This is a genomic window from Pseudomonas sp. GW823-FHT01D03 (assembly GCF_058798255.1).
Genome location: NZ_JBXAKK010000001.1, coordinates 942,928 through 955,448, shown reverse-complemented (window position 1 = coordinate 955,448; position 12,521 = coordinate 942,928). Strand labels below are relative to the sequence as shown.

Below are 12,521 nucleotides of genomic sequence, written 5' to 3'. Positions count from 1 at the left end.
GAATTACTCCTTGGTGTCTTCAGGTGCAGCGGCCAGGTGCTGATTGTCCTCAGCCACGGCGCGCTCGATCAGGGCCGACAGGTGCGCGCCACGCACGACGCTTTCGTCGTAGTGGAAGTGCAATTGCGGCACGCTGCGCAGCTTCATTTCACGGGCCAGTTGCATGCGCAGGAAACCTGCGGCAGCGTTGAGCACCTTGATGCTTTGCGCGATGTCTTCGGCGTTGTCCTGCCCCATCACGGTGATGAAGATCTTCGCGTGACCGACGTCACGGCTGACTTCCACAGCAGTAATGGTGACCAGGCCGACGCGCGGATCTTTGACTTCACGACGGATCAGCTGGGCCAGCTCACGCTGCATCTGATCGCCGATACGTTGGGTACGGCTGTATTCTTTTGCCATGATTTTGTTACCTGTTACTGCCCTACGGTGAAACCCGCAAGGTCTGAAAGCGGCAAACGCCCGGCCTGACAAAAGCCAGACCGGGCGTTGCGTTTAGAGTCCTGACGCCGTGGCGCGCATCTGCATGCGGCGGCTCGGCGTGGCCCTTGAAGTGCGCGAGTCAGAGGCTGCGAGCAACCTGAACCTTCTCGAAGACTTCGATCTTGTCACCGACTTTGACGTCGTTGTAGCTCTTCACGCCGATACCGCATTCCATGCCGGCACGTACTTCGGAAGCGTCATCCTTGAAGCGGCGCAGGGATTCCAGCTCGCCTTCGAAGATAACGATGTCTTCACGCAATACACGGATCGGACGGTTACGGAACACAACACCTTCGATCACCATGCAACCGGCGATCGCGCCAAACTTCGGCGAACGGAACACGTCGCGCACTTCGGCCACGCCCAGGATGTTCTCGCGAACATCGCTGCCGAGCATGCCGGTCAGGGCTTTCTTGACGTCTTCGATGATGTCGTAGATCACGTTGTAGTAACGCATGTCCAGACCTTCCTGCTCGACGATCTTCCGTGCGCCAGCATCGGCACGCACGTTGAAGCCGAACAGTACAGCGTTGGAAGCCAGTGCCAGGTTAGCGTCGGATTCGGTGATACCACCGACACCGCCACCGACCACGCGCACTTGCACTTCGTCGTTGCCCAGGCCGTTCAGAGCGCCCTGCAAAGCTTCCAGCGAACCACGGACGTCGGATTTGAGGACGATGTTGAGCGTCTTCTTCTCTTCCTGGCCCATGTTTTCGAAGATGTTTTCCAGCTTGCCGGCGTGAGCGCGAGCCAGTTTGACTTCGCGGAACTTGCCTTGACGGAACAGAGCCACTTCACGGGCTTTCTTCTCGTCGGCAACCACGCTCATCTCGTCGCCAGCGTCCGGCGTACCGTCAAGACCCAGGATCTCGACCGGAATGGCCGGACCTGCTTCCTTGATCGGCTTGCCGTTCTCGTCGAGCATGGCGCGCACGCGGCCATAGTTCGAGCCGACCAGCACCATGTCGCCTTGACGCAGCGTACCGTCCTGAACCAGCACGGTGGCCACCGGGCCACGGCCCTTGTCCAGACGCGATTCAACGACAACACCACGGCCAGGAGCCGATGGCGTAGCAGTCAGTTCGAGCACTTCGGCCTGCAGCAGAACGGCTTCAAGCAGTTCGTCAACGCCGGTACCCATTTTCGCCGAAACCGGTACGAATGGAGTGTCGCCACCCCACTCTTCGGAAGTCACGCCGTGAACCGACAGTTCGCTACGGATGCGATCGAGGTCGGCACCTGGCTTGTCGATTTTGTTCACTGCAACCACCAGAGGAACGCCAGCCGCCTGAGCGTGCTGAACAGCCTCGATGGTTTGCGGCATCACGCCGTCGTCCGCCGCAACCACCAGGATCACGATGTCGGTCGCCTTGGCACCACGGGCACGCATTGCGGTAAACGCAGCGTGACCCGGGGTGTCGAGGAACGTCACCATGCCACGGTCGGTTTCAACGTGGTAGGCGCCGATGTGCTGGGTAATGCCGCCAGCTTCGCCCGCTGCCACCTTGGCACGACGGATGTAGTCGAGCAGGGAAGTCTTACCGTGGTCAACGTGGCCCATTACGGTCACGACTGGCGCACGGGAAACTGCCTCACCTTCAAACTTCAGGGACTCGGCCAGGGAATCTTCCAGGGCGGTGTCGCTGACCAGGGTCACTTTGTGGCCCAGTTCTTCAGCTACCAGTTGAGCAGTTTCCTGATCGAGTACCTGGTTGATGGTCGCTGGAGTGCCCAGTTTGAACATGAACTTGATGATTTCAGCAGCCTTGACCGACATCTGCTGAGCGAGATCGCCAACAGTAATGGTCTCGCCGATCTTCACTTCACGCACGACAGGACCGGTAGGGTTCTGGAAACCGTGAGCGTTGCGTTTCTTCAGCTTGGCCTTGCCACGACCACCACGACGGAAGCCATCGCTTTCTTCGTCGGTAGTGCGTGGCGCCACACGTGGAGCCGGCGCTTTTTCTTTGACCGATGCGCGATGCGGAGCGTTTTTGCGCTCGCCATCGCCACCACCGCCGCGACGATTGTTATCGTCGGCACGTGGTTTGTCCGGACGGCGCTGTTCGTCACGCTTGCGAGTGTCGGCAGCTGGCGCAGCAGCAACCGGCGCGGCGTCGCGCGCAGGTTCAGCGACTGGCGCAGGTGCTGCAACAGCTTCGGCAGGAGCGGACGGTGCAGCAGCAGGCTGGCGACGCGCTTCTTCTTCAGCGCGCTGCTTGGCTTCTTCTTCAGCCTTCTGACGGGCAGCATTTTCTACTGCGCGACGCTCTTCCAGTTCACGCTTGCGCTCGGCTTCGATTTCTTCCGGGCTACGCTGTACGAAAACTTTCTTTTTGCGAACTTCAACGCTGATGCTCTTGCTACCAGCCACACGCAGGGTGCTGGTGGTTTTACGCTGCAGCGTGATCTTGCGTGGTTCTTCCACTTTCGCCTTGTGGCTGCTCTTCAAGTGAGTCAGCAGGGATTGCTTCTCACTGTCAGTCACATTTTCTTCGGCGGCGGTGTGCGGCAGACCTGCCTCACGCATCTGCTGCAACAGGCGCTCTACCGGTGTTTTGACCTCATCGGCCAGTTGTTTCACCGTGACTTGCGTCATGCACTTCTCTCCTCAGGCCGCGCCTAATTACTCGAACCAGTGGGCTCGGGCGGCCATGATCAACTTGCCGGCACGATCATCGTCAATGCCGTCGATGTCGAGCAGGTCGTCAATAGACTGCTCGGCCAGGTCTTCGCGGGTAATTACGCCGCGCACCGCCAGTTCCATCGCCAAATCCTTGTCCATACCCTCAAGCGAGAGCAGGTCTTCGGCCGGATGGGCGTCTGCCAGCTTTTCCTCAGTAGCGATGGCTTTGGTCAACAAACGATCCTTGGCACGAGCGCGAAGCTCGTTGACGATATCTTCGTCAAAGCCGTCGATGTTGAGCATTTCTTCCAACGGTACGTAGGCAATCTCTTCCAGGCTGGTGAAGCCTTCATCTACCAGCACCTGAGCCAGTTCTTCGTCGACTTCCAGCTCGTCGATGAAGTTGCGCAGGATGTCGCCGGTTTCTGCTTGCTGCTTAGCCTGGATGTCCGATTCGGTCATCACGTTCAGGGTCCAGCCAGTCAACTGGCTCGCCAGACGCACGTTCTGACCACCTCGACCGATGGCCTGAGCCAGATTGTCTGCGCCAACGGCGATGTCCATTGCATGGGCATCTTCGTCAACGATAATGGCCGCCACTTCTGCCGGCGACATGGCATTGATCACGAACTGCGCCGGGTTATCGTCCCACAGGACGATATCGACACGCTCGCCACCCAACTCGCCCGACACGGCCTGAACGCGCGAACCGCGCATACCGATGCACGCGCCCTGCGGGTCGATGCGTTTGTCCTTGGAACGGACAGCGATCTTGGCACGCGAACCCGGATCACGGGACGCCGCCATGACTTCGATCAGGCCTTCAGCGATTTCCGGCACTTCGATGCGGAACAACTCGATCAGCATTTCCGGCGCGGTACGCGACAGGATCAGCTGCGGGCCGCGGTTCTCGGTGCGGATTTCCTTGAGCAGTGCACGCAGACGCACACCGACACGGAAGGTTTCGCGAGAAATGATGTCTTCACGGGCCAGCAACGCTTCGGCGTTGTTGCCCAGATCGACGATCACGTTGTCGCGGGTGACTTTCTTCACGGTGCCGGAGATGATTTCTCCCAGGCGCTCGCGATAGGCGTCGACCACTTGAGCGCGCTCGGCTTCACGCACTTTCTGCACAATGACCTGTTTGGCGGTCTGTGCAGCAATGCGGCCGAACTCGATGGATTCGATCTTTTCTTCGACGACGTCGCCGACCTTGGCACCCGGGTGCGTTTCGGCAACCTTGCTTGGCCAGGTTTCGATCGCAGGATCGTCGAGATCATTCTCTTCGACGACTGTCCAGCGACGGAAAGTCTCGTAGGAACCGGTGTGGCGGTTAATTTCCACACGCAGGTCAACTTCGTCTTCAAAACGCTTTTTGGTAGCAGTGGCCAGAGCCAGCTCCAGCGCTTCAAAAATCACGCTTGCCGGTACGCCCTTTTCATTGGATACCGACTCAACAACCAGCAGTACTTCTTTGCTCATCGTACGCCTCGCCTTTCGCAAGCCATTGGATCCGCGGGATCCGCGTCTCAGTCAAAACTGGGAATAATGTTGGCCTTGTCGATCATATCGATCGGCAACAGGAATTCATGGTCTTCTACCTGCACCACGACATCCTGTTCTTCTACACCGCGCAGAAGGCCCTGAAAGTTGCGTCGACCTTCAAAAGGCGAGCGCAGCTTGATCTTCACTTGTTCACCGGCAAATTTTGCAAACTGCTCAAGAGTGAACAGTGGGCGTTCCATGCCTGGCGAGGAAACTTCGAGGGTGTACTCAACGGAGATCGGATCTTCAACATCCAGGACACCGCTGATCTGACGGCTGACAATGGCGCAATCGTCCACCAGCACGCCACCCTCTTTATCGATATAAACACGCAACATCGAGTGACGACCTTGAGCCGAAAACTCGATACCCCAGCATTCATAGCCTAGGGCCACGACCACCGGGGCCAACAAGGCCTGCAACTCTTCTAGCTTGCTCGACACCTGAACCCCCTCGTGCATGTAAATGCATGCGCTGCAAAATAAAAAAATGGGCGAAACGCCCATCCTTGAAACGCCGTCGAACATCGGCGTAGAAAGTGTCCAGCTAACAAAAAGCCCCTGAAAAGGGGCTCCTTAAACTGGTTGCGGGGGCCGGATTTGAACCGACGACCTTCGGGTTATGAGCCCGACGAGCTACCAGACTGCTCCACCCCGCGACAAAGCTGGGGCGGAAGTATACGACCGATCCCTTATAGGGTCAATGTAACCTTCCACCTGCAAGAAAGCCCGCAACAGCGGGCTCTCCTGACTAATTGGTACCGAGAAGGGGACTCGAACCCCTACACCCTATGGGCACAACCACCTCAAGGTTGCGTGTCTACCAATTCCACCACCTCGGCAAAACTACGTTTGAAACCCTTCTTACTTCTGCTCTTGAGCTGGAGGTACGTCAGTCGCTGGAGTAGCCGACTTTTGCTCTTGAAGCACCGGGACATCATCAGAAGCCGGTTGTTGCTGCTTAGGCACTTCCAACACTGCTGGATCTGGCAAACCTGCTTGAGTCAGCTGATGAGCCTTCTCTTTAGCAAAGTAACCTAACCCCAAGCTGGTTATGAAGAAACCGGCGGCAAGTATAGCAGTAAACTTACTAAGAAAGGTAGAGGAACCTTGGCTTCCGAACACAGTATTTGAAGCACCTGCTCCGAAAGACGCGCCAGCGTCCGCACCTTTACCCTGCTGCAGCAAAACCAGAGCAACTACGCCCAATGCACCCAGCAGATGAAAAACGACTACGACTGTTTCCAGCATTTTTTCAGTTTCCCGCGGCGCGACAAATCGCACCGAACTCATCTGCATTCAGGGAAGCCCCACCAATGAGCCCCCCATCGATATCCGGCATGCCGAACAGTTCGGCCGCATTGGCCGCCTTCACGCTGCCGCCGTATAGAAGCCGCACACCTCGTGCGACTTCAGAATTCTCTGCCGCCAACTGCTCGCGAATGGCTTTGTGCACATCCTGAGCCTGTTGCGGCGTTGCAGTCAGCCCGGTACCAATGGCCCAGACAGGCTCGTAAGCAATGACTGCCTTGGCAAAGGCACCTACACCCAGCTCCTCGATGATGCTGCCCAGCTGACGCCCGACAACTTCAAGAGTTTTTCCGGCTTCGCGCTGCTCGAGGGTTTCCCCTACACACAACACCGGAATCAAGCCACATGCCTGTGCCGCTGCGAACTTGCGATTCAGCATCCCGTCTCGCTCGCCCATTATCTGGCGGCGTTCGGAGTGCCCGACAAGTACCAGGGAACAACCTGCATCCACCAACTGACTCGGTGCAATTTCACCAGTCAATGCACCTTGCATGGATTCCACCGCAGAATTCTGCGCACCGACCGAAATCGATTTACCTTTCAAGCCATCAATCACTTGATTGATATGCAAGCAAGGCGGGAATACCGCGACATCAACACCGCTTGGCAAGGCCAGATGACGAAGGCCGTTGATCAGCTCAGCGACGCTGGCGCGGGTACCGTGCATCTTCCAGTTACCAGCTACCATAGGGCGACGCATGCTGTACCTCGTCGGTCAAAGTGGGCGCAGATGTTACCCAACACAATCATGGCTGGCAAGCCGTATCAGGCAGAAACTTCACTTACCAGTTTTGCCAGTTCTTCGGCGTAGCTGCGAACCTGAGTTTCATCCTCGCCTTCGACCATCACACGCACCAACGGCTCTGTACCGGACTTGCGCAGAAGCACCCGACCACGACCGGCCATTGCCTGGGTTACACGCGCACTGGCTTCCTTGACAGCAGGATGCTCCAGCGGGCTTTCGCCTCCGCCGAAACGCACGTTGATCAACACCTGAGGACACTTACGCAAAGCCTGACGCGTTTGCGCAAGACCTTCATTGCGCGCTCTCAATGCCATCAGCACCTGCAGCGCAGCAATGATCGCATCACCGGTGGTGGTATGATTGAAGCAGACGATATGCCCCGAGTTTTCACCACCTACCAGCCAGTTGCGCTCCAGCAGCTCGGCGATCACATAACGGTCACCGACATTGGCACGAATGAATGGAATCGAGAGCTCTGCCAGAGCGAGCTCCAGACCGAGGTTGCTCATCAGGGTACCGACTACACCACCCTGCAACTTGCCACGCTCGTGCAGGTCGCGGGCAATAATGAACAGCAATTCGTCGCCATCGACGATGGCACCCGTGTGATCGACCATCAGCACCCGATCACCATCACCGTCAAAGGCGATACCCAGATCAGCGTGCTCCGCCAGAACAGCGGCCTGCAGCTGCCCCATATGGGTCGAACCGCAGTTGTCATTGATATTCAGACCATTAGGCTGGGCCGACAGGACAACCACTTCAGCACCCAACTCACGGAACACACTCGGAGCAACCTTGTAGGTCGCACCGTGTGCACAGTCGATCACGATCTTCATACCGGAAAAACTGGTACCGGTCGGCACACTGCTTTTGCAGAATTCGATGTAACGACCGGAAGCGTCGTTAATGCGCGAAACTTTGCCGATCTTGCTCGACTCAACCACTGTCATAGGGGCGTCGAGCAATTCTTCGATCATCAGCTCCAGCTCATCAGGCAGCTTGGTACCCTTGCCGGAGAAGAATTTGATGCCGTTATCGTCATGCGGATTGTGTGAAGCACTGATCACGATCCCGGCCTCGGCCTGAAACGTGCGCGACAGATAGGCAATCGCCGGCGTCGGCATCGGACCGAGCAGCATCACGTCCGCACCAGCCGAGGTCAGGCCTGCTTCAAGCGCCGATTCGAACATGTAGCCAGAGATGCGCGTGTCCTTGCCGACCAGCACCTTGCAGGCGCCCATCTTGCGAAAGGCCATACCTGCCGCCCAGCCGAGCTTGAGCATGAAGTCCGGAGTGATCGGATATTCACCGACACGACCACGAATACCGTCAGTACCAAAGTATTTCTTGCTCATAAGTGCTCCATCATTCTTATTCGGCTGATTCCACGGCTGCGAGCATACGCACCACATCTACCGTTTCCGCCACATCATGGACGCGCAATATACGCGCTCCGTTAATCGACGCCAGTGCCGCGAGAGCCAGACCGCCATGCAGACGCTCGCCGACTGGGCGGTTCAAAGCCTGGCCAATCATGCTTTTGCGCGAGACGCCGACCAACAGCGGACGTCCCAGCACATGCAGAGCTTGCATATGCTTGAACAAACTCAGGTTGTGCTGCAGAGTTTTCGCGAAACCGAAACCGGGATCAAGAATGATTCGCTCGGCAGGAATACCCGCCGCCGCACACTGAGCCATGCGCTCCGCCAGAAACTCGCCCACTTCCCGGGTAACGTCCTGATAATGCGGATTGTCCTGCATGTCACCCGGCTCGCCGAGCATGTGCATCAGGCAGACCGGCAACCCGGTCGCTGCAGCCGCATCCAGCGCGCCGTCGCGGCGCAACGAGCGCACATCATTGATCAACCCGGCACCAAGGCGCGCCGTTTCGCGCATCACCGCAGGTGTCGAAGTATCAACCGAGATAACCACATCCAGCTCGCGATTGATCAGCTCCACGATCGGAGCTACGCGCTCCAGCTCCTCCAGCGGCGAAACCGCTCGAGCGCCAGGCCGGGTCGATTCACCGCCGACATCGATCAGCGTCGCACCAGCAGCCACCATGGCTTCGGCGTGACGCAAGGCCACGTCGAGCTGGTTGTACCGGCCGCCGTCGGAAAAGGAATCGGGAGTGACATTGAGAATGCCCATGACGTGCGTCCGGGCCAAATCAAGAACCCGGTTGCCGCAAGGCAACCGGGTCAGGGACTGTACAGAAGTCATTTCAAACCTTAAACGTCAGCAGCCGGACCGCCGATCGGTGTTTCCGGACGCTCATCCTGAATCACCGGCGGCGGAGGCGTCCCCGTGCCACCAGTCCAGTCACGCGGCTCACGAGGCGTACGACCCGCCATGATGTCGTCGATCTGCTCGGCATCGATGGTTTCGTACTTCATCAGCGCATCAGCCATGGCATCGAGCTTGTCACGGTTGTCCGTGAGGATCTGCTTGGCCGTGCCGTAGCACTGATCAATGATGCTGCGCACTTCGGAGTCGATCAGCTTGGCTGTCTCACCGGAGAAGCTTGCGGCCTGACCGCCACCACCGCGACCGAGGAACACTTCGCCCTCTTCTTCCGCGTACATCAGCGGACCGAGTTTTTCCGACAGGCCCCACTTGGTCACCATGTTCCGCGCAATCTGACTGGCACGCATGATGTCGTTGGACGCACCGGTGGTCACACCATCGAAACCAAGGGTCATTTCTTCGGCGATACGGCCACCGTACAGCGAGCAGATCTGACTGATCAGCGCACGCTTGGAAAGACTGTAGCGATCCTCTTCCGGCAGGAACATGGTCACACCCAGCGCACGACCACGCGGAATGATCGAAACCTTGTAGACCGGATCATGCTCAGGCACGACGCGACCAACGATGGCGTGGCCCGCTTCGTGATAAGCGGTGTTCTGCTTCTCTTTCTCGGACATGACCATGGATTTGCGCTCGGCGCCCATCATGATCTTGTCCTTGGCCAGTTCGAACTCTTTCATTTCAACGATGCGCTTGCCGCTACGTGCAGCGAACAGCGACGCTTCGTTGACCAGGTTGGCCAAGTCGGCACCGGAGAAGCCCGGGGTACCACGTGCGATAACGGCCGGAGCAACATCGTCACCCATTGGCACCTTGCGCATATGAACCTTGAGGATCTGCTCGCGACCACGGATATCCGGCAAACCTACAACAACCTGGCGGTCGAAACGGCCCGGACGCAGCAGCGCAGGGTCGAGTACGTCAGGACGGTTTGTAGCGGCTATCACGATGATGCCGTCATTCATTTCAAAGCCATCCATCTCTACCAGCAACTGGTTGAGAGTCTGCTCACGCTCGTCGTGACCGCCGCCCATGCCGGCGCCACGGTGGCGACCGACGGCGTCGATTTCGTCGATGAAGATGATGCACGGCGCATGCTTCTTGGCCTGCTCGAACATGTCGCGAACGCGGCTTGCGCCAACACCCACGAACATTTCAACGAAGTCGGAACCGGAAATAGTGAAGAACGGAACCTTCGCTTCGCCAGCAATCGCCTTGGCCAGCAAGGTTTTACCGGTACCCGGAGGGCCGACCATCAATACGCCGCGAGGAATACGACCACCCAGGCGCTGAAACTTGCCCGGATCACGCAGGAACTCAACCAGTTCGCCGACCTCTTCCTTGGCTTCGTCGCAACCGGCAACGTCAGCCAAGGTGGTTTTCACCTGATCTTCGGAAAGCAGGCGTGCCTTGCTCTTGCCGAAGCTCATTGGCCCGCCCTTGCCGCCGGCACCGCCCTGCATCTGGCGCATGAAGAACATGAACACCGCGATGATCACCAGGATCGGGAAGCTGGCCACCAGGAGCTGAGTCCAGATGCTTTGCTGTTCAGGCTGCTTGCCTTCAACCACAACGTGATTGTCGACCAGGTCGCCGATCAGGCCGTTGTCCTGGATCGCCGGACGAATGGTCTTGAAGCTGTCGCCATCGTTGCGCTTGCCGGTAATCACATAGCCATCAACAGCTACGCGCTCGACCTTGCCATCCTTGACCTGCTGGATGAAGTCGGAATAGTTGAGGGTCTGCGGCTCGTTAGGGCTGGAGAAGTTGTTCATCACCGTCACGAGGACTGCCGCGATGATCAACCACAGGATCAGATTCTTTGCCATATCGTTCAATTAACTACCCTCTGAAGCAAGCTCCGCTACTGGCGCGCGCTTCGCATGATATTCACCGGCCTAACTTACTACATTACCTACAACTCTGGCAGGCGCCGTCTGTAACCCTTTGTGAAACACTTTCTACACAATATTCGCTTATGCACGCAGGTCAAAATACGAAAAACCTATCGCCCCGCCAAAAAACCTCGTTTTACTCGTTAACACCGCGGTAACCCCAGGCCAGCATATATTGCTCGCGGGAGCTGCCACGGGAAGAATCCGGCTTGATCATCTGGATCTTGTCGAATTTCTTGCGAGCATCCTTCAGGTAAACATCGAAACCTTCACCCTGAAAGATCTTGATCACGAAATTGCCACCCGGCTTGAGTATCCGTTCCGCCAGATCAAGCGCCAGTTCGCAAAGAAACATGGCTTTCGGCATATCCACTTCAGGCGTACCACTCATATTGGGGGCCATATCGGAAATCACAAGGTCCACCTGCGAATTACCCACAGCCTCAAGAATCCGCGCGAGCACTTCATCCTCGGTGAAGTCACCCTGGATGAAGGTCACGTCCGGAATGCTGTCCATTTCCAGAATGTCCGAAGCGATCAGACGCCCCTGACCGCCAATCAACCGACTGGTGACCTGCGACCAGCCGCCGGGCGCTGCGCCCAGGTCGACAACGCTCATGCCGGAACGGATCAGCTTGTATTTCTCCTGGATCTCCAGAAGCTTGTAACTCGCACGCGAGCGGTAGCCATCCTTCTGCGCCTGCTTCACATAAGGATCGTTGACATGTCGTTTCAGCCAACCAAGGCTTGTCTTGGAACGCGCCATTGGGCACCTCGATGATTAGGGTCGTGATTAATTGGGCGGATCCACGAACCCTCGGGTAAAATGGCCGCCATTTTACAGAATCCAGACGAAAGGGTCAGATTATGCCGCTCACTCCAGAGCAGAAGAAACAGTACAAATCCATTGGCCACCACCTGAAACCGGTTTTGACGGTGGCGGACAACGGTCTGACTGAAGGTGTATTAGCCGAACTTGAACGCGCCCTGGCGGATCACGAGCTGATCAAAATCAAGCTCAACATCCTCGATCGCGAGTCGCGCCTGGCGCACATTGCAGAGCTGTGCAAGGTCGGCAAGGCTGACCTGGTTCAGGTCATCGGCAAGATGGCACTGGTTTATCGCAAGAACTTCAGCGTCAACAAGCAGCTGTCGAACGTTCATCGCTTCAAGTGATGAAAGGGGTCAGGGGTGTGCTTCGCGCACCCTGCCACTCCATCCCGGCAGCGGCTGCAACACCAGCACCACACCGGAGAAGCCCAACACCAGAAAACTGAATTCCTGCCAGCGCTGCGCTTGCGGCCAGCCGACACGCACTGCGACAAACATCGCACATGCATACAACGCCATCAGCAACACCTGCCCGCGAAAATCCCGCCATAAACTGCCAAGGCCATCGGCCTGTACCAGCACCAAAGCCTGAAAAATCACGCATGCCGCGGCAAAACCCGCCACCGGCACTTCGAATGCATCGGCAACTTCATCGATCAGCAACGGTGCCAGGCCAATCTTGCCCAACACCGGTCGCAAACCAAGATGAATCAACCAGAAGCCGCCGACCCACAACATCTGGGTCAGCTGCCAAAGCATGGCGCCCGCACGTA

The 12,521-nt window shown here is 57.5% G+C and carries 12 protein-coding genes and 2 tRNA genes; 1 reads left to right on the top strand and 13 read right to left on the bottom strand.

The window, feature by feature from the left end; genetic code table 11:
• Positions 1-3: 3 nt before the first annotated feature.
• From rbfA to rlmE, 12 genes are all read right to left on the bottom strand, one after another.
• Entirely contained in the window at positions 4-402 is a 399-nt protein-coding gene (rbfA, locus tag AC1RBR_RS04110; RefSeq protein WP_003221549.1) for a 30S ribosome-binding factor RbfA, read from the bottom strand.
• 160 nt (positions 403-562) lie between these two features.
• On the bottom strand, positions 563-3,082 hold the full coding sequence (gene infB / locus AC1RBR_RS04105; RefSeq protein ID WP_492563109.1) for a translation initiation factor IF-2: 2,520 nt from the start codon (positions 3,080-3,082) through the stop codon (positions 563-565).
• A 27-nt stretch (positions 3,083-3,109) separates the two neighbouring features.
• Positions 3,110-4,591 (bottom strand): transcription termination factor NusA, encoded by a 1,482-nt coding sequence (gene nusA, locus AC1RBR_RS04100; protein WP_003221546.1) that lies wholly within the window; start codon positions 4,589-4,591, stop codon positions 3,110-3,112.
• Between the two features lie 47 nt (positions 4,592-4,638).
• The gene (rimP, locus tag AC1RBR_RS04095; protein ID WP_007973115.1) at positions 4,639-5,097 is read right to left on the bottom strand and encodes a ribosome maturation factor RimP; all 459 of its coding nucleotides are present in this window, start codon (positions 5,095-5,097) and stop codon (positions 4,639-4,641) included.
• A 138-nt stretch (positions 5,098-5,235) separates the two neighbouring features.
• A tRNA-Met gene (locus tag AC1RBR_RS04090) sits at positions 5,236-5,312 on the bottom strand.
• 97 nt (positions 5,313-5,409) lie between these two features.
• Positions 5,410-5,495: transfer RNA gene (locus tag AC1RBR_RS04085), tRNA-Leu, on the bottom strand.
• 22 nt (positions 5,496-5,517) lie between these two features.
• Complete coding sequence (gene secG / locus AC1RBR_RS04080) at positions 5,518-5,904, bottom strand: preprotein translocase subunit SecG (protein WP_027610782.1); 387 nt, start codon at positions 5,902-5,904, stop codon at positions 5,518-5,520.
• A 4-nt stretch (positions 5,905-5,908) separates the two neighbouring features.
• Positions 5,909-6,664, bottom strand: a complete 756-nt coding sequence (gene tpiA / locus AC1RBR_RS04075) for a triose-phosphate isomerase (protein WP_095139821.1) — start codon at positions 6,662-6,664, stop codon at positions 5,909-5,911.
• A gap of 65 nt (positions 6,665-6,729) precedes the next feature.
• On the bottom strand, positions 6,730-8,067 hold the full coding sequence (gene glmM / locus AC1RBR_RS04070; protein WP_115987614.1) for a phosphoglucosamine mutase: 1,338 nt from the start codon (positions 8,065-8,067) through the stop codon (positions 6,730-6,732).
• A gap of 16 nt (positions 8,068-8,083) precedes the next feature.
• Positions 8,084-8,935: a dihydropteroate synthase gene (folP, locus tag AC1RBR_RS04065; RefSeq protein WP_253148928.1), complete on the bottom strand. Its 852-nt coding sequence runs from the start codon at positions 8,933-8,935 to the stop codon at positions 8,084-8,086.
• A gap of 8 nt (positions 8,936-8,943) precedes the next feature.
• On the bottom strand, positions 8,944-10,851 hold the full coding sequence (gene ftsH / locus AC1RBR_RS04060; protein WP_045122149.1) for an ATP-dependent zinc metalloprotease FtsH: 1,908 nt from the start codon (positions 10,849-10,851) through the stop codon (positions 8,944-8,946).
• Between the two features lie 202 nt (positions 10,852-11,053).
• Positions 11,054-11,683 (bottom strand): 23S rRNA (uridine(2552)-2'-O)-methyltransferase RlmE, encoded by a 630-nt coding sequence (gene rlmE, locus AC1RBR_RS04055; protein WP_492563106.1) that lies wholly within the window; start codon positions 11,681-11,683, stop codon positions 11,054-11,056.
• Between the two features lie 101 nt (positions 11,684-11,784).
• Between rlmE and AC1RBR_RS04050 the strand changes: the two genes are divergently transcribed.
• Positions 11,785-12,093 (top strand): YhbY family RNA-binding protein, encoded by a 309-nt coding sequence (locus AC1RBR_RS04050; protein ID WP_003221534.1) that lies wholly within the window; start codon positions 11,785-11,787, stop codon positions 12,091-12,093.
• A 9-nt stretch (positions 12,094-12,102) separates the two neighbouring features.
• Here AC1RBR_RS04050 and AC1RBR_RS04045 read toward each other — a convergent pair whose 3' ends face one another.
• Positions 12,103-12,507: an MFS transporter gene (locus AC1RBR_RS04045; RefSeq protein ID WP_095139824.1), complete on the bottom strand. Its 405-nt coding sequence runs from the start codon at positions 12,505-12,507 to the stop codon at positions 12,103-12,105.
• Positions 12,508-12,521: the final 14 nt, after the last annotated feature.